The sequence below is a fragment of the Ensifer sp. Root127 genome (assembly GCF_001425225.1).
Classification (GTDB): domain Bacteria; phylum Pseudomonadota; class Alphaproteobacteria; order Rhizobiales; family Rhizobiaceae; genus Ensifer; species Ensifer canadensis.
Genome location: NZ_LMDX01000028.1, coordinates 13,002 through 34,992, shown reverse-complemented (window position 1 = coordinate 34,992; position 21,991 = coordinate 13,002). Strand labels below are relative to the sequence as shown.

General features: G+C 57.7%; 19 protein-coding genes and 3 pseudogenes. 10 read left to right on the top strand and 12 right to left on the bottom strand.

Features of this window, described 5'->3' with window-relative positions; genetic code table 11:
- Window positions 1-353 precede the first annotated feature (353 nt).
- Window positions 354-1,025 carry a DUF938 domain-containing protein gene (locus tag ASD03_RS26710; RefSeq protein ID WP_057217472.1) on the bottom strand — a complete coding sequence of 224 codons (672 nt, stop codon included), beginning with the start codon at window positions 1,023-1,025 and terminating at the stop codon, window positions 354-356.
- A gap of 442 nt (window positions 1,026-1,467) precedes the next feature.
- Between ASD03_RS26710 and ASD03_RS26705 the strand changes: the two genes are divergently transcribed.
- The 5 genes from ASD03_RS26705 (at window position 1,468) to ASD03_RS26685 (ending at window position 8,109) form a co-directional block, all read left to right on the top strand.
- Window positions 1,468-2,979 carry an ATPase domain-containing protein gene (locus ASD03_RS26705; protein ID WP_057217470.1) on the top strand — a complete coding sequence of 504 codons (1,512 nt, stop codon included), beginning with the start codon at window positions 1,468-1,470 and terminating at the stop codon, window positions 2,977-2,979.
- Complete coding sequence (locus ASD03_RS26700; RefSeq protein WP_057217468.1) at window positions 2,963-5,011, top strand: hybrid sensor histidine kinase/response regulator; 2,049 nt, start codon at window positions 2,963-2,965, stop codon at window positions 5,009-5,011. Before ASD03_RS26705 ends, ASD03_RS26700 begins: the two co-directional genes overlap by 17 nt.
- 415 nt (window positions 5,012-5,426) lie before the next feature.
- Window positions 5,427-5,993, top strand: a complete 567-nt coding sequence (locus ASD03_RS26695; protein WP_025431036.1) for a TetR/AcrR family transcriptional regulator — start codon at window positions 5,427-5,429, stop codon at window positions 5,991-5,993.
- A gap of 51 nt (window positions 5,994-6,044) precedes the next feature.
- On the top strand, window positions 6,045-7,031 hold the full coding sequence (locus tag ASD03_RS26690) for a quinone oxidoreductase (RefSeq protein ID WP_057217478.1): 987 nt from the start codon (window positions 6,045-6,047) through the stop codon (window positions 7,029-7,031).
- A gap of 232 nt (window positions 7,032-7,263) precedes the next feature.
- Complete coding sequence (locus ASD03_RS26685; RefSeq protein ID WP_057217466.1) at window positions 7,264-8,109, top strand: type IV toxin-antitoxin system AbiEi family antitoxin domain-containing protein; 846 nt, start codon at window positions 7,264-7,266, stop codon at window positions 8,107-8,109.
- 104 nt (window positions 8,110-8,213) lie between these two features.
- Here ASD03_RS26685 and ASD03_RS39355 read toward each other — a convergent pair whose 3' ends face one another.
- From ASD03_RS39355 to ASD03_RS26650, 7 genes and pseudogenes are all read right to left on the bottom strand, one after another.
- Window positions 8,214-8,591 (bottom strand): hypothetical protein, encoded by a 378-nt coding sequence (locus ASD03_RS39355; protein WP_057217464.1) that lies wholly within the window; start codon window positions 8,589-8,591, stop codon window positions 8,214-8,216.
- A 256-nt stretch (window positions 8,592-8,847) separates the two neighbouring features.
- The gene (locus ASD03_RS26675; protein ID WP_057217462.1) at window positions 8,848-9,393 is read right to left on the bottom strand and encodes a papain-like cysteine protease family protein; all 546 of its coding nucleotides are present in this window, start codon (window positions 9,391-9,393) and stop codon (window positions 8,848-8,850) included.
- Window positions 9,394-9,491: 98 nt separating this feature from the next.
- The gene (locus ASD03_RS26670) at window positions 9,492-10,442 is read right to left on the bottom strand and encodes a hypothetical protein (protein WP_057217461.1); all 951 of its coding nucleotides are present in this window, start codon (window positions 10,440-10,442) and stop codon (window positions 9,492-9,494) included.
- A 29-nt stretch (window positions 10,443-10,471) separates the two neighbouring features.
- Window positions 10,472-12,259: a hypothetical protein gene (locus ASD03_RS26665; protein WP_057217459.1), complete on the bottom strand. Its 1,788-nt coding sequence runs from the start codon at window positions 12,257-12,259 to the stop codon at window positions 10,472-10,474.
- Between the two features lie 146 nt (window positions 12,260-12,405).
- Entirely contained in the window at window positions 12,406-12,978 is a 573-nt protein-coding gene (locus tag ASD03_RS26660) for a hypothetical protein (protein ID WP_057217457.1), read from the bottom strand.
- 541 nt (window positions 12,979-13,519) lie between these two features.
- Window positions 13,520-14,029 (bottom strand): annotated as a pseudogene (locus tag ASD03_RS26655) (LysR family substrate-binding domain-containing protein); the annotation flags it as partial.
- A 113-nt stretch (window positions 14,030-14,142) separates the two neighbouring features.
- Window positions 14,143-14,766 (bottom strand): helix-turn-helix domain-containing protein, encoded by a 624-nt coding sequence (locus tag ASD03_RS26650; protein ID WP_057217455.1) that lies wholly within the window; start codon window positions 14,764-14,766, stop codon window positions 14,143-14,145.
- Window positions 14,767-14,813: 47 nt separating this feature from the next.
- Here ASD03_RS26650 and ASD03_RS26645 point away from each other — a divergent pair, with 47 nt between their 5' ends.
- Entirely contained in the window at window positions 14,814-15,497 is a 684-nt protein-coding gene (locus ASD03_RS26645; protein ID WP_057217453.1) for a B3/4 domain-containing protein, read from the top strand.
- Between the two features lie 335 nt (window positions 15,498-15,832).
- Here the strand turns inward: ASD03_RS26645 and ASD03_RS40780 are convergent, their stop codons facing one another.
- Complete coding sequence (locus tag ASD03_RS40780) at window positions 15,833-16,018, bottom strand: transposase family protein (protein ID WP_244494702.1); 186 nt, start codon at window positions 16,016-16,018, stop codon at window positions 15,833-15,835.
- A 141-nt stretch (window positions 16,019-16,159) separates the two neighbouring features.
- Here ASD03_RS40780 and ASD03_RS26635 point away from each other — a divergent pair, with 141 nt between their 5' ends.
- The 3 genes and pseudogenes from ASD03_RS26635 to ASD03_RS38190 form a co-directional block, all read left to right on the top strand.
- Window positions 16,160-16,411 carry an antitoxin gene (locus ASD03_RS26635; RefSeq protein ID WP_057217450.1) on the top strand — a complete coding sequence of 84 codons (252 nt, stop codon included), beginning with the start codon at window positions 16,160-16,162 and terminating at the stop codon, window positions 16,409-16,411.
- Window positions 16,408-16,724 (top strand): annotated as a pseudogene (locus tag ASD03_RS40775) (type II toxin-antitoxin system RelE/ParE family toxin). Before ASD03_RS26635 ends, ASD03_RS40775 begins: the two are co-directional and overlap by 4 nt.
- A gap of 219 nt (window positions 16,725-16,943) precedes the next feature.
- Window positions 16,944-17,386 (top strand): annotated as a pseudogene (locus ASD03_RS38190) (PQQ-dependent sugar dehydrogenase); the annotation flags it as partial.
- A 33-nt stretch (window positions 17,387-17,419) separates the two neighbouring features.
- Here ASD03_RS38190 and ASD03_RS26625 read toward each other — a convergent pair.
- Genes ASD03_RS26625 through ASD03_RS26615 form a run of 3 tightly spaced genes read right to left on the bottom strand, consistent with a single transcriptional unit; the run spans window position 17,420 to window position 20,203 of the window.
- Entirely contained in the window at window positions 17,420-18,559 is a 1,140-nt protein-coding gene (locus ASD03_RS26625; protein ID WP_057217446.1) for a mandelate racemase/muconate lactonizing enzyme family protein, read from the bottom strand.
- 11 nt (window positions 18,560-18,570) lie between these two features.
- Window positions 18,571-19,500 (bottom strand): dihydrodipicolinate synthase family protein, encoded by a 930-nt coding sequence (locus ASD03_RS26620; protein ID WP_057217444.1) that lies wholly within the window; start codon window positions 19,498-19,500, stop codon window positions 18,571-18,573.
- A complete protein-coding gene (locus ASD03_RS26615) occupies window positions 19,493-20,203 on the bottom strand; it encodes a GntR family transcriptional regulator (RefSeq protein ID WP_057217476.1) in 711 nt (236 codons plus the stop codon). Before ASD03_RS26615 ends, ASD03_RS26620 begins: the two co-directional genes overlap by 8 nt.
- Window positions 20,204-20,329: 126 nt before the next feature.
- Here ASD03_RS26615 and ASD03_RS26610 point away from each other — a divergent pair, with 126 nt between their 5' ends.
- Window positions 20,330-21,925, top strand: a complete 1,596-nt coding sequence (locus tag ASD03_RS26610; protein WP_057217442.1) for an ABC transporter substrate-binding protein — start codon at window positions 20,330-20,332, stop codon at window positions 21,923-21,925.
- The last annotated feature ends 66 nt before the right edge of the window (window positions 21,926-21,991 follow it).

Here is a 21,991-nt window from a genome sequence, read left to right as displayed (position 1 = left end):
GCCCTCTCCATCCCGCGGGTTCTTTCTCTGGAGGCTTTCGGACGCCGGCCCGGCGCCAGGCCAACACGTGGATAGCCGGCATCCGAAACCCTTCACACTAACAGTAGTCATCACCTTCGCGAGCAGCTCTCCACGAACCGGATACATTTCTGCTTCGCCCCATGCGACCGTTCCTGGGGGTACCGAACATGAAGTCACAGGTGTCCGGACCACGGCCACTACCCTCCAGGACCCGCTGACCAAAGGCCAAAACCGAGCGCATCTCCTTGGCAACGCCCAGCACCGGCTCAGTGGCGACTGACACGACGCGTCCTCCCATTTCTCGTCGCATGGGCACCTGGGACGATTGTCGTTCAGGCACCACCGCTGGAGAAGACCAGCAACATATTGTTGGTAGGCATCTCGATCGTCTCGCGGAGATTAAGTCCAGCGGCCTCACCCACTTGTTCAAGATCAGCGATATCACGCACACCCCAGGATGGGTTGCGCTCCTTTAGAGCCGCGTCGAAAGCAGCGTTCGAGGGGGCGTTGTGTGCCCCGTCGCGCATGAATGGGCCGTAGAGAAGAAGAAGCCCACCAGCGTGAAGCAAACGGCCAGCTCCTGCGAACAATCCTAAGCTTGCCGCCCATGGCGCGATATGGATCATATTGATCGACACGATGGCGTCAAAATGCCCCGTTTGTTCGACGCCCCAGTGTCCTGAGCACACATCAATATCCCGCGGTACCAGCACATTCTTCAGCCCTGCGAATTCGATCCAGCTAGACGTGCTGGTGCGGGCGTCGGCATCCGGATCGCTCGGCTGCCAGGTGAGGTTGGGCATTGCTCCCGCAAAACACACGGCGTGCTCGCCGGTCCCGCATCCAATCTCCAGCACGGCGCCATGTGTTGGAAGGACACGTTTTAGGACCGCGAGGATCGGCGCCGAATTTCGCGCAACGGAAGGCGAGAACATGCGCTGGTCGGCGCTTACGTCGCGCTGTTCCAGCGCAACAGGCGAACGGTCCTTCTTCTCTGGGGGCATATGCCTTGAATCCCCTTTGGGCGATGTCTCCCACCTTATAGCTGAAATGATGGGCTGAAACCAAGGATTTCGGACTTACGAAGGGGGCGTCGGCGCGTGCGTTCAGCCGAGGGCGACCGAAGGTCCACTTCGCGTCAGATCACGCGCCCGCCAGGCTCAAGGTCTGCTTTCGAAACTCGGAGCCCGGAAGCCTTCGGCCCCCTAGTCGCCACTTCGTTGGGGCTTGTTCAACGCCAATGGGATCATCCTCCCTTTGTATGTGACTGTCCGCTAAAACGGCGGGACATCGCGCTTGTTTCCGGCGCGGGCAGTGGCCTGCCGGAAATTGGATGCCGGAAGGATGACCGGAAAGGGGCAAGCCTTGAAGTTGAAAGATCGCTCCTTTGCCCTAGTTCTTTCGGCACGAATAAAGAGGGCAGTGCACGAACAATGAGGGCAGTGAATGAGTGAAGACCCCAACGTGGAAAAGGCGCAAACGGGAGTATCCGGGCTGGATGACATCTTGGTCGGCGGGCTTTCCAAAGGGCACGTGTTTTTGCTGGAAGGAAATCCTGGCACAGGGAAAACAACTATCGCCCTGCAATTTCTTATCCAAGGGAGTGAGGTTGGCGAGCGAGGCCTCTACATCACATTATCGGAAACCGAACGCGAATTGCGCGCGGGTGCGGCGTCGCATGGTCTGACAATCGATGAAAGCATTGAGGTTTTCGAGCTTGCCCCTCCCGAAACGCTTCTTGACGACGACAGGCAACAGAGCCTGCTGTACTCCTCAGACCTCGAGCTCGGCGAAACCCTAAAACTGATCCTGGAGGCATTCGAGCGTGTAAAGCCGAGCCGCGTTGTTCTCGACAGTTTGTCGGAAATCCGACTTTTGGCACAGAGCTCTCTCAGGTATCGTCGGCAAATTCTTGCGTTAAAACATTTTTTCGCCCGGCAAAGCGTAACAGTCCTGCTTCTCGATGACTTGACCTCGGATACCTTGGACAAGACCGTGCACAGTGTCGTTCACGGCGTCATTCATCTTGAAGAGCTGGCTCCTAATTACGGTCCGGAACGCCGCAGACTGCGGGTAATGAAATATCGCGGTCAAGCGTTTCGAGGCGGTTATCACGATTTCACGATTAAGACCGGTGGTGTTGTTGTCTACCCTCGTCTCGTAGCTTCTGAACACCGGACGAATTTTGCACGCGTGTCGTTGAGCAGCGGTATCCCTGCGCTTGACGCGCTGCTGGGTGGGGGTGTTGAACTGGGATCCAGCACGCTGATCTTAGGCCCCGCAGGTACCGGTAAAAGCACCTTTGCGTTTCAGTTCGTGGCATCGACTATTCGAAGGGGGCAGAAGGCGGCTGTCTTTGTTTTCGATGAAGAACTCGGTCTGTTGTTTTCACGCATGCGTGCCATGGGGATCGATCTGGAGACGATGCGAGAGTCGGGTGATCTCCATATCGAGCAACTTGATGCAGCGGAACTTTCTCCTGGTGAGTTTGCCCATCGCGTCCGTGAGCGCGTGGATAGTGCCCAGGCAAAGACCGTGGTGATCGACAGTATCAACGGCTATCAAGCCTCCATGCCGGAGGAGAACGCACTCATTCTCCACATGCATGAGCTGCTTCAATATTTGAACAGGCAGGGCACCAATACGTTTCTGACCGTTGCTCAACATGGCCTGGTTGGCGATATGAAGTCGCCTGTGGATGTGACCTATTTGGCCGATACCGTTGTTTTGCTCCGGTATTTCGAGGCGGCCGGCAAGGTGCGGCGGGCGGTTTCCGTCATCAAGAAGCGAACCGGATACCACGAGGACACAATCCGCGAGTTCGGTATAGGCAACAAGGGGTTGTCGTTTGGTGAACCCCTGTCCAGTTTCCAAGGTGTGCTGAGGGGGGTGCCGACGTTTGTAGGCACGCCAGGGCCGCTGCTGAATTCCTCAAGCGCGAGTGACGCAAATTCCTGACCCGGTAACATCACTGGCCTTGGTCTTCACTCCGCAGGGGCGAGACGCGGATGTCGCAAACAGGCTGCTGGGGGAAATTGGCATCGCTTGTGCGATAGCGAGTGATCTTCCTCAATTCGCTCAATCGCTCAATGACGATACCTTTTTTGCGGTTGCAACGGAGGAGGCTCTTCGGTTTCCCGATCTGCGGCAGATAACTTCCTGGATAAACAACCAGCCTAGCTGGTCCGATCTTCCATTCATTATTCTAACCCATCGCGGCGGTAGCCCCGAACGCAACCCTGCGGCGGCAAGACTGTCGGAGCTTTTCGGTAACGTGACGTTCCTGGAGCGGCCATTCAATGCTGTCACTTTTGCCAGCGTGGCCCGCACCGCAATTAGGGGACGGCGTCGCCAGTACGAGGCACGCGCTCGGATTGAAGAGCTTCGCGAAGGAGAATCGCGTCTTCAAACAGCGCTTCTTGCCGGCCGGCTCGGAACCTGGGAACTTGAATTGGACAGCATGCGGTTTGCGGCGTCCGACACGTGCAAGGCAATTTTCGGACGTCCGGCCACTATGGCTTTTTCCTATGAGGAAGCGCTTTCAAGTATCCACGGGGATGACAAGGAGCGCGTCCTCAACGCCGTGAAGGAAAGCATCGATAGCGGCCGCGACTACGCCATAGACCATCGCACTCTATGGCCCGACGGCAGCGTTCACTGGACGGAAATCCGCGCTCGCGTCGTATCAGACAAAAGCGGCCATCCCGAACGTTTGGTTGGCGTGTCGTCGGACATCACTGACCGCAAACGCTACGAAGACCAGTTGCGGGACCTGAACGATACACTGGAAGAGCGCGTGGCTCAGCGAACGGCCGAGCTTAGCCGGGCGCATGATACACTCTTGGCTGAGGTGGCGCAGCGGGAACGGGCTGAGGAGCATTTGCGCCACGCACAGAAGATGGAGGCAATCGGACAGCTCACAGGCGGTGTTGCCCACGATTTCAATAATCTTCTCATGGCCGTCATGGGCAATCTCGACCTGTTGAGAAAGCACCTGGCAAACAACCCAAAGGCGGCAAGGCTTCTGGAGGGTGCGATGCAGGGCGCCCGTCGTGGTGCGGCGCTGACGCAGCGCCTGCTCGCCTTCGCCAGGCGACAGGATCTTCAGGTCGAACCCGTTGATCTGGAAAAACTCATCCGCGGCATGACTGATCTTTTGGAGCGTTCCATCGGCTCGGCGATTGCTCTGCGATTGAATTTGACCAACGGGCTGCCGCACGCGCTGGTGGACGGCAATCAGGTGGAACTTGCTTTGCTCAACCTGGCTGTGAATGCGCGCGACGCGATGCCGGACGGTGGGTCACTCGTGGTGGAACTCGATCTTGCTCAATCAATGCCCGAGGATAGGCTAGCTTTGGGATCCTACGTTCGGATTTCAGTAACAGATACCGGGCATGGAATGGATGGCGAAACGCTCAAGAAAGCGATTGACCCCTTTTTCTCCACCAAGGAATTGGGGAAGGGTACTGGCTTGGGTTTATCGATGATTCATGGGCTTGCTGTCCAGTTGAACGGCAAATTCCAGTTGTTCAGCGCGCCTGGGCACGGAACCAAAGCGGAAATCTGGTTTCCTTCCACGACACAGAAAATAGAGGATAAGGGGATGGACCTGACGCCAGCCCAGCCGGGCGTGACAGCAAGAGCAAAGATTCTGGTGGTTGACGACGACGCGCTTATCGCCATGAGCACCGTCGATATGTTGGAAGATCTCGGCCATGAGGTCCTTGAGGCAAATTCGGGCGCAAGGGCTCTGGAGCTTCTGGGTGGAGGCGATCAGATCGATCTGATGATTACGGATTATTCGATGCCGGGGATGAATGGCGCGCAACTCGCAAAGGCAGCATTGGAAATCAACCCTGCGCTTCCTATTCTGGTTGCAACCGGCTACGCCGATCTGCCTCCCGGTGCTGGAATAGATTTACCACGTCTTGGCAAGCCCTACACGCAAGATCAATTGGCATTTGAAATTGCCAAAGTCCTAAAGTTCTAGTTTTCGTCCATGCGAAGCCGTTATGATGCAGCGTGATGCAAAGCCCGAGGCGCCTAATGGCTGCAAAGAAGCTCGTCATGTTCCGCCCTTGCCGGACGACGTTCAACCCAGGCGCGACCTCCAGCCTCTGTCCTCTATTTCAACCGCGGACGCCCTCCCGCGCAGCGGGTTCGTTCTCCGGCCCCAATCGAGACGCTTGGGTCGCACTGACCAAGTATCCACTCCTGACGCTCCTCGGGCGTTCAGATCACTCGACGTCCAGAAGGCCGGCAGCAAGGATGTCTCCTATCCCTCGCCTTGAACGGAATCAAACCACCGAACCTGAAATGTCATAGTCAACGCTCTAAAGGAGTTACCCGAGCGTTCGCCGTATTCTTTTCTTGACAGATCGTTCCAGAATACCTAAATCGCATCCATGGCAAGGAACAAGGAATTCGATCGAGAGCAGGCGCTGGATGACGCCATCGAGGTGTTTCGCGAACACGGTTTCGAAGGCACGTCCACCCAAATGCTCGTCCGTGCGATGAAGATTGGCCGGCAGAGTCTTTATGATACGTTCGGCGACAAGTGGAAGCTCTACTGCCTTGCTGTCGAACGCTACGCCGCTGCGGAAACGGAGGCCCACATCGCCATGCTGCGCGGTGCGCCGCGTGCCCAGGACGGCATTCGGGCGATGATGGACCGAGTGGTCGAAAATGCTTCACGGGCCTGTCTTGGCGTGAACTCGGTCTGCGAGTTCGGCCAGAACCGACCTGACCTAACGGCAATTCATCAGGCTGCTGATCGGCGATTGAAGCATGCCGCCAAGCAACGCATCAGCGAGGCTCAGGCGCAAGGGGATCTCGACGCAACGCTTTCCACGGAAGAGACTGCCGATTTCCTCTTCGCCAATGTTGCCGGCATCCGCATCGCTGCGCGCGGCGGCGCGGGGCCAAAAGAGCTCAAGACCCTAGCCAGGATCGCGCTTCGGGTAGTGACATGAGGGCAAAATTTTTTGCTTGTTTCTGGAATGATCAGTCAAGAAAGGAAGATCATGAGAGCCGTGGTTATGAATGAAATCGGTGGCACCGAGGTGATGGAATTTGTCGATCTCCCTGAACCGGTCGCCACCCCGGGGCATGTGGTGGTCGAAGTCGCGGCTGCAGGCGTGAACTTCATGGATATCGGCGTGCGCCAGGGCATGGCGTGGACAGACAGCCCCAACCCGAAAATTCTCGGGGTCGAGGGTGCAGGACGCATCGTCGCGCTTGGTGATGGGGTCGATGGTTTCGCTATCGGAGACCGGGTCGCCTGGGTCTACGCGCCAGGAAGCTATGCCTCGCACGTCCTGATCTCAACGGATGCGCTCGTGCGCCTTCCCGATACTATCGATGACAAGACAGCAGCCTCCCTCATGATGCAAGGATTGACCGCGAGCCACTTCGCCACCGATTTCTACCCGATCCAGCCTGGAGACACCGCACTCGTGCATGCTGCGGCGGGTGGCGTCGGCCTGCTGCTGACACAGATCGTCCGGCTGAGGGGTGGACATGTGATCGGCCGCGTTTCGTCGACCGACAAGGTGGACGTCGCAAAAGCGGCTGGCGCGAACCACGTTATCGTCGACACGGAGGGGAAGTTTGCCGCTGAAGTTTTGCGTCTCACCGGGGGAGAAGGTGCAAGCGTCGTCTATGACGGTTCCGGTCCCAAGACCTTTCAGGGGTCGCTCGCAGCACTTCGTCGCTCCGGCACATTCTGCTGGTATGGGCCGGTGCTTGGCGGTCCGGGGCCACTCGACATCATGAGCCTGCCCAAGAGCATCAAGATCGGCTATGCGACATTCTTCGATCACATCAGTACGCCCGAACTTCTTCGCGCCCGCACCGAGCAGTTGTTCCGTTGGATTCACGATGGGTCGCTCAAGCTGCACGTCGGTGGAACCTACGCGCTTTCTGATGCCGCCCGTGCTCATGCCGACATGGAAAGCCGGGCGACCACCGGCAAGCTATTGCTGATCCCCACGCAAAGGGGTTCAGCATAGCGCTGCCTGAAAGGCGGGAACCGGGGTCGACTAGCCCCGGCAAGAGGTTCCGCAATGGCCGCCCGCATGGGGATGACACGCGGGGCTTCAGCTCTGACAACAGCGCGGCCTGAAGGGGATGCCCACCCAACTCCTGCTTTGAGATCGGTGCGTGCGGTCAATTATGGATTGACAAATTTCCATCTTTGTAAAGTTGTGGCCCGAGCTTTACTTTTATGCCATAATGTCAAACATGAGTGGACGAGCAGAGACAAAACTAAAGCAACTCCTCCAGCAAGTCCCCCCCGGCTTCCTGGTGGATTCTGGGTGGATGGCTCGTCATGCCATCTCGCGGCAGTCCGTCTCAGGCTATGTCAAACAGGGCTGGCTCGAGCCGGTCATGTCGGGCGTGTACCGCCGCCCGTTTTCCTCAGACACCAATCCAGAAGCCGTCGGAGGCTGGAAAATACCCCTGCTCTCGGCCGTCTGGCTCATGCGGCATAAATTTCATGTCGGCGGGGCGAGCTCCCTCTCCTTACGGGGACATGCTCATTACCTGTCGTTCGGCGGCGAATTCGCCCTCTATCTCTACGGATCCGATATCCCGACATGGCTATCGAAGCTGCGGACGGACGCCGATGTGAAGACCAGGAGCAACGTCCTGTTCGGCGAAGGAGCGACTGGCGTCGAAAGCGCGGATTTCGACCTTTCCAACGACGAGGATCCGGAGCTGGCACAGAGCCCGTGGCGCTGGCCGATGCCAATGTCCTCACCCGAACGCGCGATCCTCGAAATGCTCGACGAGGTCCCAAAAGAAGAAAGCTTCCACAAGGTCGACATGGCCTTCGAGAGCCTGGCCAATCTGCGCCCGAGATTGCTAACGACGCTCCTCACCCTATGCCGCAGCGTCAAAACCAAGCGCCTCTTCTTCGTGTTTGCCGACAAGCATAATCACGCTTGGCGCCGGCACATCGACATCTCGTCTGTCGATCTCGGCAAGGGCGACCGGGCGCTGACACCGGGCGGCCGGCTGCACCCCATCTACCGCATCACGGTCCCGGCCGACTTCATGCCAAAGGAGACCCCGAATGGCCCGTGACCAATACCTGCGCCAAGTCGACCTCCTGGTGCGGACCCTTCCCTACATTGCCCCCACGAGGCCTTCGCGCAAAGCTCGACGACAAGGCGATGCGCTTCCTGCTGTCACTCCACGATGGCGAACCAGATTTCAAAGCAATCGGCCTGCCCCAGGCGGCCGAGCTGCCCGCCGTCCGCTGGAAGCTTCTCAACCTCGAAAAGCTGAAAGCCAGGAACCCAGAGAAACATGCGGAGCAGCGGCGTAAGATCGAGGAGATCGTGCCACAGGCTCGCAAGGATTCCGGAGCGGATAAGATCTGACCTATGGGTACTTCGATTGAACTGATGGTAAGTGGTGTCTCCCTCGACTATGCCAAGAACATGCGCGGCGATGTGCCGCTTCACAAACTCCGCGTCGCGACCAGTATACCCCGCCATGAACAGGTTTGTTATCTCCGGCTGTATTAATTCGCCGGTTGGTGGGGTAAAACTCAGTTCAGCCACAGCCGATAATCTCCGCGAGACTTGTTCCGGTCGGATGGGCGCTCTTGATAACCGAAGGGCTCGCTATACTGCGTATTGAGTTCAACCCTAGGCATGTATGAACCATTATCTATTTGGGCGCGGACATATGTCGCTATGTCGGCGCGCACAGATGTGGGACTTCCAGCCTCACCATCCCGCCCTGACCAGCGATCGATGATGTCGTCGAACACCAGGTCGCACGGGTTTCGGTGAAGGTTTCGAATGCGACAACTGACTATTGCCGAAACACAATGCATACCTTTCCTTCGGCATCTAAGAACTCGTCGAATAAGAGGACTGATTTCTGACCTCCCCTACCTGCCGGCCAAGGGTCCTGGACCCAAAGCCTCCTGCCCTTGCCATCATCGGAATACCCGGACACGACGTAGTAGTGGATCGTGCTTCCCACGACGAATATGCGGTCGTTATCGATTTCTGCGCGGACATCTTCCCAGGTCGGCTTGGCGATGAATTGCCCGCCAGTGGCGTCATGGTTGAACGCATTCCATTGACCGCGCACCAGCTCGACAATTTTGCTCTTGTGGTTTTCGCCAACATCCTCGGTGACGTCAGCTGAGCTGTCGAGTACCTGAGCCAGGTCCCACTTTTCACCGAGGCTCAAGTCGGCCCCCGCAAGCGCTGCAGTGCTAGCCCGTGCTATTTCGTATTGTGACATCTGCGGCAAACCGTAATATTGCCGCACCATCACTTCGGCTGCAGCGAAGCACCAACTTGGCGTTTGCTGAGCAATCAAAGTCGGGGAATTGCTGACTGACGGCATCTCGAATTTCCTCCAGAAACAAACTGAATCAAAACGGCTGATTGTGTTTTCGCAACAAAGGGAGATCGAGAGGCGGGTCCCGCCCCTCAACTCGCCTTCTAGAAGAGTGCGTCGATGGGCTCGCTGCCAAGCAGGGCATCAAACTTGTAGAGAGCAGACTTGAGCGAAATTAGCTCCGAACCGGACGCATCAATGTCAACGATCCGGGGTTGAGCGTCGTTTAACTCTTGGACCACATCAGCGACGGAAGCGATGTTGATCTCGATTCCCTCGCACATGGCCTGCAATTTCCCGTAGAATAGAGAAATGTCCGTGAAATACGCGAGCTTACGTCGCGCCGCCTTTTCATTCTGGTGAAGAGTGTCTTCCGCCACCTCTAACTGCTTGATAGTGCGGGTGTACTCATCCCGCTGGCTTTGCAAACTTGACAACAAGACACGAGTTGCATTGAGCCGCCCTTCATCACTTTCACGCTCTTGCCGATATCTTTGCCTCTCGTCGTTCAGTGAGCGAATTCGGGCCTCGTCCTTGTCGACCAGGGTGATGATCCCCATGATTGCACGGTCGAGCCCGAGACAAAAAATTGACCTGACAATGCTCGCCGCCGAACTGTCGTTTAGCTCGTCCAGTTTTCGGCGATGATGGGCGAGTTCGACCTCGGCGGCTCTCATCTGATCGACCAGCTGCGCGATCCGCTGATTGAGAAGTTCAGCGTCCTGCTCATCCTTGTGGATCTCGATGCTGACCTTGGCAATCTCCTGTTGGATCCCGGTAATCTTTTGGTTCAACAGACCCAGATCGGATATGATCGATTTCACGAGCTCCGACGTAACCTGTTGTTCCTTGGCATACATGCGCTCACCAAGCTTGGCTTGGGAGTGCAGATAGTCCACGGCATCCGACATCGCCAAAATCGATGCCGTGGCTTCCTCCGTCTTTTGCTCCTTCAAAAGCTCCGAGGCTTGCGTCAGCTGTTGAAGAATTGTCTTGAATTCGACAACCTGCTGGCTGCCGGCTCGTTCATTTCCTACGATTGCAACGTTGTTCATGATGTGTCTCCTGCTGCAAGCATTGAGGATTAGGCCGCGTGAGCCTGCTCGATCAAAGCACGCTGTTGTTCGAGTTCGATGGTGGCACGGCGGGATTCAGACAGGTCCTGCTCGACGATGATGCTGAGATTTCTCGCAAGCTCTGGCGCCCGGCGAATGGCCTCTTCGATGGTCGGTGAATCCTGCAGGTACTTCACCGCCTTCGCTTGCGCTGCGCCGGCGGATTTCAGATAGTCACCGGACAGACCGTTCAGCGCGACCCACTGGCACATGTAGATCAGGAAGGTCTTCATGAACTCGGGAGCCTGGTACTCGGCAAGCCGGTCTTTGGCGTCGAGCTCCTTCAGGTCCTCAATATCTCTTTGAAAACCCTCGTCGGTCATGCGACCGCAATAGTTGGACATCTGATCCCAGAAGAGCGATGCGTTCGTCAATGTGCCGATGATCTTACCGAGTGCATCGATTGCGCTGTGCAAGGAATCGACAGACAATGTCGCATTACCTTCCTCAATCTTGAGATTCTTCAGGGATTCCGCATAGCTAGCCATGGCGACCAGCGACGCCCGCTTCTGGTTCTCAAGTTCGATCTTCTGATTGAGGAACTTCATTTTTTCCTCGTGGATCGAGTCCTCCGCGCTTGCAGCTTTGCTGGCCATCTGATTGGTCGCGGCTGCCAGATCCTTGAGCGCCGTCCCCGCCGCTCCATATGCCTTGTTTGCGGCGTTCGCATCCTTCTCAAGTGCGTCGACCTTCGCCGCCATCTTGTCGAGCTCCGCGGATGCTTTTGCCAGATCTTCCTTTTTGGCATCGCGCTTTTTCTTCAACGCGGCTACGTCGGGATCCTTGGATTTGCCGTCCTGTTCCATTTTGGCCAAAGCTTCGTTCAAGACATCGAGCTCGGACTTGATTTTGTCGTTGGTGAGTTTCTTTCCCGACTGCTGGTCCTGAGCTTCGATAAATTTCCTCTGCGCGTCGTCGGACTGCTTCTTGGCTTCGTCGGTGCCAGCTTTGGCGGAGGTGATGCGATCGTTCTTTTCAATGGCATTGCCGGCCTTGTTCAAGACCGTACCGACCGGATTTTGGGATGCCGTGAACGCTCCAAGGCCTGCGCCGATCGCACCAGTGATTGCGCCAACAACCCCCATCACCAGCGCTTTCGTTGCCTCCTTCTCTTCACGAGTTTTGGCTTCCTCGTAGAGCGTCTGTGCATTGGAAATCTGGCTGACGAGCTCCTGCTGGTTGACCTGCTCAGCTTTCTGCTTCGCGATTACATCGCGTTCCGCCTTTTCAGCCGCCAGCAACCGGTCTCGTTCGCTGGCCTCCTCGAGAATGGTGTTGGACTTCGCTCTGCTGGAGTCCACTTGCAGGCCTTTGAACTTGTCGGCAAGCACGCCGGCCTTTTCCGACATGTTGCTCGAGCACGTTTTGCAATGCGCCAGCTTCTTGATCGCGAGCGGCTCCTGCCCTTTTGTCAACCAACGGTAGGACTGCTGCAAAAGGTCGATGATGTTGCGGGTCTCGGCCTCGAACGAGGTCATTGTGATAACGCAGTCGTTGCACAGCATAGCCAGGCGGCTCTGCAAACCGGCGATATCGGCTTGCAAAGCCCCGCCCTTGGCGCCAGCAACGCCGTTATAAGCCACATGGAACAACTCCACGGACAGATCCAGGTTCTGGGTCACATCCTTAAGGCTCAGTTGGCCCATGACCGCCTTCGCCTCTCGCTGCACCAGCGGATCATCGAAGGCTGGCACGGTCTTGAGGCTGTATTCGCGATGATCGACAATGACGATGGCGTTGGATTCCTCGGCAGGCATGGACGTTCTCCTTTTTTCGGGTTCAATTAAGACCAAGCGTGTTGGGGCCGGCGAGAGAGCGTCCGGCCGGAAAGCACGCGAGTAAGAAGATGTGCGGAGAGATGGTTGCGTTCCGACCGGCCCGTGAGGCCGATCGCGGGAAAAGGTCAGCCTTTTAGTTGCATCAGCTTTGTCTGCAGGTCCTGCAGAGCCTCCAGCTGGTCGGAGATTGCGGTCAGGAGGTCATTGAAGGCCTCGATATCCCCTGCGCTTTCGGGCATCGGCGCATCTTCGGAAAGATCAGCGTCGACGGTCCACTGCCGCAGTGCGCGGGACATAAGATTGTCGGCGGTATTCTGTGCGAAGTCGAAGGCTTCCAGAAACACGGATTCCATTGCGCGAGCCATCGGCGTCGGGAGTTCCAGTGCAAGGACGCCAATTCCACCTGTCGTTGCCGCACCGTCGGGTAATCCGGAGTAAAGCTCGCCGATCTTTCCGAACCGAGCATGCTCGCCCAATCTCGTTTGTATCGGCCGCGAGGTAAATCCGACATAGGTCGGAACGTATTTGTTTTCGTGGAATGAAGACTTCAACCAAAGGGAGTATATCCCAGGCCCGTCCAACCGCAGGCGGGGTATATTCTGCGCTACTGTCTGCAGATCCCCTTGAAGCAAATAGGATCTCGCACCGACGTAACCCCATACATATTGGATGACTTGCGCATAGTGCTCGGCATACATCGGAAACGCTCCTGAGTTAAACAAATTCAATTATTACAAAATGTTAGGCGACGTGATGCCAGTGCATTGCCGAATGGCTTGCGTAGGTCGATGGCATCCCAACGAGTCCGGTATTGCGCTCGAAGACAACCCGGCAACGATGGCGCTCATAAATTGATTTAGCAATACAATTTACAAGTTATAGTTGTTTTTGAGTTTGCGACGCGCCAAAACAGAACGTTACGAACTGAACCACTTTGACGGGCTCGCAATGCCGCCGAGGGTGGCGTCGATCCCAACCGACAGGACAATGGCTTTGAGGATGCCGCCGCCAATTTTTGGAGGCTATCAAACTGCTGAACTGAACAATTCTTAACGAGCGTACCAGGCGCCGGCAGCAACGCTGCCAGAGCCCGTTCGCGCGCTGCTTGACCGGTTAAAAGCCTCGTCTCGGAGGATCAGCATGCGACGGCCAACGGCCGGGATCCGGGAAGCCTAGGCCCGGCAAGCCGCTCCGGTTGGTCGAGGGGTCGCAAAGGAGCGACCGCCGGTGCCCGCGCCCTCACCTGCCCACCCTGACCAGCGACCGTGCGATATCGATGATATCGTCGCGAGCGGCCGTGGGATCGCCCTTCGACCAGGCGACCCCAAGCCCGATCCTGAAATCGATCCCCCTCACCTTCCTGAGCTCGAAATTGCGGTTGGGTAGATCGAGCGTCCATTCCGGCGCAAAGCCGATGCCAAGACCGGCCGAGACCAGTGACACCAACGAGAAGGTGTCGTCGCAGGTATAGGCGACGCTCTTTGCGAGATCGTGCGCCTCGAACTTTTCGGCAAAGTAGCGCTCGGTATAGGAGAGATTCTGACGGGAGAACGAGATGATCTTCTCCCCCTTCAGATCCTCGATGCCGATCTCGCCTCTAGCAAGCAGCGCGCTGGTCTTCTCCACCGCCAGCGGGTAGCGCTCATGCGCGATCGAGAAGAACCGGAGCGAGCCAATGTTTTCGACCGGGCGAATGAAGCCGAGATTGATCTGACCGTTCTCCAGGCGACGAATAATGTCATTGGTCGACGGCAGCTTTTTCTTCCGGGCTTTCGAGCTTCGTCTGCGGAACGTCAAATGGTTTTGGCGAGCAGGGTCCATCCTGGTGGAAGCGCGAGAGCCAGACTTCGGACCCCTGCCTCTCACAAGCCGATCCGCGCTCTCGGGCGCTGCAGTTCGGCGACTGCCATCACAAAGCGAAGCTCCCCCTCGCCCCGATTTACGTACGCGTGCGGGCTCTCCGTCCTTGCCAGCACCGACGAGCCAGCCTGGACGACCTGTTCGTTGTCTTCGAGACGGAAGGTCAGTTCTCCGCTCTCGACATTGAGAAGTTCGAGCGTCCCGGGGGAATGGCCAGGTGACTCAAACACCTCCCCCGGGAACATTGACCACCGCCAAAGTTCGATTTCGTCGGGACCGTTCGTGCCAACCAGCAGCGTCGCACTCCCTCCGTTAGGGCCTCGCCAAAGGGTTGAGGCATCCTCGGGAGGAACGATCCGAACCGGCACGCTGGAGGCAACGCCCACGAAATCCGCGATGGAAACGCCAAGCGCCGTCGCAGCCCGGCAAAGTGTCGCGATGCTCGGATTGGCGCTGCCCTTCTCGATCTCGACCAGCATGCCCTTGCTAACACCCGACCGTCTCGACAGCTCATCCAGCGACAAACCGTTCTGCCTCCGGAAGAGTTTGAGGTTCTGGGACACCGTCGCGCTCACGCGCCTGACATCAGCGACCGCTTCGGTCGATATATTGACTTTCTTTTCCATGGTCGGTATTATAGACTAAATCGGTCAATGAGAGCTAGTGGGTGGAAATGGAACTCCCGATTATCGACACAGAGATCGCGACGATCGCGCCAGACTTCCGAGCAATCAGTATTCTTGTTGACGCGAGGAATGCGACGTCTGGAGCAATGGCTCGTCAGGTGCTGGACGAAGCATGTGATTTCGTCCGGGACGGCGGACCGTCGTGGAGCGAGGCCCATCTGGCAGCATGGGCCGAGGTGTATACACGGTTCGGGGCAAAACCGAACCGGACACCCTGCTCGGCGCAGGCCTTGAGGAAGCGAGTCGAGAAGGACGGCCGTATACCGGCAATCAATCCGCTCGTCGATCTCTACAACGCAGTCAGCCTCCGTTACGCAATCCCCGTCGGCGGCGAAAACTTCGATGCCTACGTCGGCAAACCCCGATTGACGGTGGCTGACGGAACGGAAGAATTCGACACGGTCATGAACGGCGACAAGATCATCGAGAACCCTTCGAAAGGTGAAGTGATCTGGAGAGACGACCTCGGAGTGACTTGCCGTCGATGGAACTGGCGGCAGGGAACCCGCACGCGCCTTGACGCCGTAGGCGGCCGGATGTGGTTTATTCTCGAGAGCCTCGGAAAGATGCCTCAGGAAGCGCTTGAGGAAGCGGGAAACATGCTCGTCAGCGGCCTCAGACAACTCGCACCGGGTTGCGAGGTAGTTAGACAGAAAGTCGTTCCCGCCTGATCAAGATCGACTGAATCAGCACAGGTCAAACGAGAATACTTGCGGTTTCGCGCCGCCGGAACGACCGCCTGTGTGCGGTGTGCACCCGAAAAACACGAATTCTGTGCGCCGCGCAGTTGGGCGACGGCGGAGCTGTGCCTGCGGAGGAGCAGGTATTCGCCGGATACCATTTGGAGGATTAAATTTGCCTCGAAGCTGTCCAGCCCGCACTTTTGGTGAAGGACGTCCACAAGAGTTACGGGACGCTCAACGTCCTGAAGGGGATCTCGTCGCCCGCATTTCCGGTGTCTACACTGCCACCGGTTCAGTGCCAGTCTGATTTACACAACTTGACCTTAAACAGGCAAGTCCTGGAGACGGCGGTTGTGCCAGCCGTGCCGACGCCGGCTTCGCGTTCCACATTCCGGGCAGATACCGACGGGTTTCGCAGCGGCGGAAACAACCCAGTTTTCTTCATCTTGAAGGGTGATACCCAGAACCTTGACCCCTGGGCCGGGTGACCATTTCAATTGCGCTCGCATCCCCGCAGATAGCGGTCGAGGCGCCAACACTATGTTAGCCACAGAAATTAAGGAAGAACCCGTTTAAGTGCCAAACGACAGGACAATAGCCCTATCCGTTCATAGTGCTAATGTGGGTTTGTGAGTCTTACGGAGAATCCCATGAGCCGCCTGACAATCGACATAACGGACCAGCAGCACCAAAGCCTGAAGGCGCTCGCCGCGTTGCAGGGCAAGACCATCAAGCAATACGCCCTGGAACGTTTGTTTCCCGGCGATGCTGATGCCGATCAGGCATGGCAGGAGCTGAAAAACCTGCTGGGAAATCGCATCAACGATGGCCTTGCGGGGAGGGTTTCCACCAAGAGCATCGGTGAAATCCTGGATGAAGAACTCGCCGGGGACCGCGCTTGACAGCCTATACCCTCACGCTAGAGGCAGAAGCCGATCTGCGCGGCATCATCCGCTACACGTAAGCAGTGGAGCAATACGCAGCTCCGCCGCTATGTCGCCAAGCTGGAACAAGGAATTGCCAGCCTTGCCGCCGGACAAGGCTCTTTCAAAGACATGAGCGAGCTCTTTCCAGCGCTACGGATGGCGCGTTGCGAACATCACTACGTCTTCTGCCTGCCGCGCGAGCGCGCGCCCGCATTGGTCGTGGCAATTTTTCATGAGCATGGACCTCATGACGAGACTAGCAGACAGGATCAGTGCGCGGGAGTTTTGAAACGTTCCGGCGGTGTTGTCACGTAAACCCCGCGTCAGCATTTGCTGCATAGTCGCTCGTGAAGAACGCCGTTTTCGGTGAGGCGGTCAGGATTGTCGGGCACCACAGTTGGTATTGTTATTGTTTCAGGACAGGTTTGACGTGGCCATCTGCTGGGATCGAGGCAGTGATGTGATAGAGATTGCGACCAGCAGACATCGCAGGACAGACTCGCCTTCCGTCATCTGGCGGCAGCCCCTCAAAGGATCAGGCAATCAGCCGGGTGGCATCATGCGTTTGCGCCTGACGGTCGGCATTTGTTTTTGACGTCAGGTGATCGGGGACGCCCGTAGACTGCCCAAGACCAAGATGTCGCCCGTGGGAAAGTCATTCGACTCAATCTCGATGGTTCAACGCCAGCCGACAATCCTTCAGCAGACTAAGGCGGGGTGCGCGCGCAACTATGGACCGGCGGTCACAGGAACCCATGCGGAATGGCCTTTGTACCGAATGGGCCGCTTTGGTTGCATGAAATGAGCCCGCATGGCGGCGATGAACTCAACCGTATCCTGCTGGGACGAAACTATGGATGGCCAATTGTCTCGAATGGCGACAACTACGATGGCTCCGAAATTTCTGATAATGAAACGCGTCCCGAGTTCGAGGCACCGACCCAATTCTATCCGTCGGGTTTTGGCGGCCTCTATCGGATGATGTCATGGATAAGCTGTCGAGCCGTCGGGTTTGCGTGTGATCTTGCGTTCCCAATGGATGTAGTCGTCCTTAGCCAGGACCTCTTCATCGATCTCGATGCCCCAGCCAGGGCGATTGGGTCGCAGCTCCATATGACCGTCCACTGGCATGTAGGGGTCAAGCGCCCAAGGCGCATGGACATGCGGCTTGAATTCGAGAATCTTGAAGTTCGGCTGCGCGGCGCAGAAATGAACGTTCACTGCGGTTGCCAGCGGCCCCATCGGATTGTGCGGCGCCACCGTCACATAATGCGCTTCGGCCAGGGCTGCGATGCGGCGCATCTCCGTCACGCCGCCAACCACGCAGATGTCCGGCTGGATGATATCGGCACCACGCGCCGAAAGAAGCGACAGGAATTCGAAGCGATTGTACAGCGACTCGCCGGTGGCCAGCGGAACCGTGACCTTCGACTTCAGCTCGGCCCATGCCGGGATATGCTCCGGCCGTATAGGCTCCTCATAGAACAACGGATCGTTGGGTGCGAGCGCCGCTGCCAGTTGCACCGCCTGATACGGCTCGAAGATCTTCGCATGGGCATCGAAGGCAAATTCGTAATGCGACGGGGTGATTTCGCGGATCTTGCCGAAGTAGTCGCCCGTTTCCTTGACCACTTCGCCCCAACGGCTCCCGTGCAAATCGCGACGGTAGGGGCTGAGCTTGAAGGCCGTGTAGCCATAGTCTTCATTGAGCTTCAGCGTCTGGTCGAGCGCGTGCTGCGGATCGGGCGCGGTATAGACGCCGCAATAGACCTTGACACGGTCGCGCACATGGCCGCCAAGCAGCATGTAGACCGGCAGGCGCGCTGCCTTTCCGGCGATATCCCACAACGCGTGATCAATGGCCGAGATCGCCGCCAGTCCGAGCGCACCCGGCGGGAACCGGCATTGCTGGTTGAGTTTCAGCACCAGATATTCGACCCGGCGCGGATCCTCGCCCTCGATCTGGTGAAACAGGTAGTCGAACAGCGGCGGCAGTGCCCAGTCAGGGCCATGGTTATAGCATTCGCCCCAGCCGGAAATGCCTTCGCTTGTCTCGATCTTCAAAAGCAGGCGCGGCCGATCATCGACACGCTGCATATAGGTCTTGATGCCAGTGATATGCACGTCAGTTCTCCTCAGGCAGCGCGTTGCTCGGTGGTCACCCGATCGACGACACTGCGCAGAATTGCACGCTCGGCGTCGTTCAGCGCGACGACGCCTGGAAGGCGAACGGGGCCGACGTCATTGCCGAGCATTCCGAGGGCTTCCTTGACGACGGTGACATTGGCGCCATTGTTGTATTTCGTGCGCAGCGCCTCGAACTCGGCGATGCCGTCGATCAGCTGGCGGGCAGCGCTATAATTGCCCTCCTGCAATGCGGTGAGGATCGCATGAGACCGCTGCGGGAAGACATTGACCAGTCCCGACGTGAACCCACGCGCACCCAGTGCATAGAACGCAGGCGCCCAGCCTTCGGCCAAACCGCATACCCAGATTGCCGGGGCATCACGCGTCGAGCGAATGACTTCCGCGAGCAGCATCAGGTTGGACGAGGCGAACTTGATGCCGGCGATATTCGGGTGAAGAGCGAGTTCACGGAAATCGGCCACGGAAAACCCGTCACTGCGCACATAGGCGATCACCGGCACTGTGCAGAAATCGGCGAGTTCCAGAAAATAGCGGGCCTGGTAGGAGGGGCCGGCAAACGGGTCCATCGGATGATGACCCATGATCGCGTCGGCACCTTCGGCAATTGCGTCCTTGGCAAGCGACTTGGCGTCGGCAAGCGAACGTCCCACTGCGGCGCTGACCAGCGCCTTGCCGGCCGCGGCCTTGATCGTCGTGCGATGCACCAGACGGATTTCATCCATGGTCAGCGTGAAGAATTCGCCGGTATTGCCAGCAGCCATCAAGTTGTGCACGCGGGCTGCGGCCATCTCCTTGATCAGGGCATCAAGCTTCCCGACGTCGATGCTTCCGTCCTTGTGATAGGGAGTGACCGGCACGCCCGAAATCCCAATAAGTGCTTTTCTAACGGTTTCAAGCTTTTCACTCACCTTAAACATCCTCTTTGTTTCCGAAAACGATCGACAGGTAGGTCTCACCGGAGCGGACCACGTGATCGCGCATCTGCTTCTCCGCGCGCTCGGCATCCCCGTCGATGATTGCTGCAGCGATCGCGCTGTGCTCGTGCAGCGCCTTTTCCCGCTCGGCCGGATCCGAATGGATGATCCGGCGAATGCTTGCGTCATAGAACTGCTGGCGCTCGATAAGCCGCACCAGGTACTGACAGCGCGAGGCTCGATGGATCTGGTCGTGAAAAGTCTCATTGAGAGCGATCAGTTCATCGGCATTGCCGCTGACCGTCGCCGCCTCCATCAGACCGACGGTCGCCTTCAGCGTCGGCTTGCTGTCCTCCGACATGCGGCGCGCAGCCAGTCGGCCGATCATCGACTCGAGAGCAGCACGCGCCAGGATCATTTCCTCGGCCCAGTTGATATTGAAGCGGATGAGAATGCCCCGCCGCGGCAGAGACTGGACGAGACCCTCCGCCTCCAGAAGCCTCAACGCCTCTTTGACCGGGGTCGTGCTAACGCCGAACTGCTCGGCCAGCTGGCGTTCGTTGACCTTTTCATCCGGCGTGAACCGGCCAGCCAGAATGGCGCCGCGCAGAATGCGATGGACGTGATCGCGGACCGTCAGCTGCAGCTGAGGGTCAAGTCTTTCAATGCGCCCCACTCCGCTTGAGAGGCCTGGTTTATCAGCCATTGCTGCAAAATCCTGTTGACGATCCATTTGACTTGTGAGATCTGATATACCAGATTTCAGATCGATGTCGATATGAAAATTGGTGAAAACTAGAGGTTGAGGAGCCTCATCAGGAGGAACATACAAATGCTTAGACGCCATTTCCTCACGCTCGCCTGTGCGGTCGCGATCGCGATCGCTGCGCCCTACACAGCGACTGCCGCCACGCCGCCCGATCAATTGGTGATCGCGGTCAACATGTCGTCGATGCGCGGCCTGGATCCCCACGAACTGAACCAGTTCGAATCCGCCGAAGTCGTTGCTAACCTCTATGAACGGCTGATCGTCCTGCCTGCTGACAAGATCAACGAGCCGCAGCCGGGCCTTGCCGAAAGCTGGACGATCTCTGAAGACGGCAAGACCTTCACCTTCAAGATCCGCAGCGGCGTGACATTCCATTCCGGCAACGCGCTTACGGCAAAGGACGTGGAATGGTCCCTGCGCCGTCTGGTCAAGCTTGGCCTCGCGCCGTCTACCGACCTGCGCCAGTGGGGCTTCTCCGCCGACAACGTCGATAGCCTGATCCGTGCGACTGACGACCAGACGCTCGTGCTGGAAACGCCGGAAGTCTGGAATGCCGACTTGATTCTGCTGTCGCTTGCCAGCTTCTCGACGTCTATCCTCGACAGCACCTTCCTCGCCGACAAGGCGAAAAACGACGACATGGGACGCGAGTTCCTGCAGACGGCCGATGCGGGGTCCGGCCCCTATTCGCTGCGCTCCTGGCGCGCCAATGAACTCCTGATCGCAGAAGCCTATGCCGACTACTGGCAGGGCGAGCCGGCGATGCGTCGCGTCATTCTCCGTCACCTGCCGGAATCCTCGGCTCAGCGCCTCCAGATCGAGGCCGGCGACATGGATGTCGCAACCCGGCTGTCGTCTACCGACCTGTCGGCACTTGAGGCAGGCGGAAACGTACAGATCCAGAAAACGCCGGGCTTCGGTTTCTACTATCTGGCGCTGAACCAGAAGGACGAGATCCTGTCGAACCCGAAGATCCGTGAAGCCTTCCGCTATTTGATCGATTATGACGGCCTTTCGAGCACCGTCATGAAGTACTACGGGATCAAGCAGCAGACCATCATTCCAGGCGGCCTGGCCGGTGCCAGCACCGAGAACCCCTATAAGCTAGACATCGACAAGGCCAAGCAACTGCTGGCGGAAGCCGGCTATGCCGACGGGTTTTCCAAGATCTACTTCGCCACGCCGGTTACCCCAGAATATGAAGTCGCCCAATCGCTGCAGGCCAATGCGGCAAAGGTTGGCATCAAGCTCGACCTTCAGGGTGGAGACCATATCGGCAAGTTCCGCGAACGGGCCTTCGAGATCTTCTCGGCCCGCTCCGGTGAACGCCTGCCCGATCCCCATGCCGTGTTGGCTTCCTATGCGACCAACGCCAACAATGCCGACGATGCGAAGCTGACCGGCCTTCTGGCATGGCGCTCCGCATGGGATGTGCCGAAGGAGATTCAGGATATGGTTTTAGCGGCGGCGCATGAAACGGACAAGGCCAAGCGCAACGATCTCTATGCCAAGATCAACAAGGTCTATCTGGAATCGTCCCCGGCATTGATCACCTCCTTCCAGAGAACGGATGCCAAGGCTGTTCGCAATGACGTGAAGGGTTACACGGGCCATTCGACCTGGCTGACCCGTTGGGACACTGTGACCAAAGGCGACTGACCGTCTTCAGCAAGGACATCTGACTTGACCTCCTCCCAAGCGACCGCCGCGAAGGGCCCGGGCAGC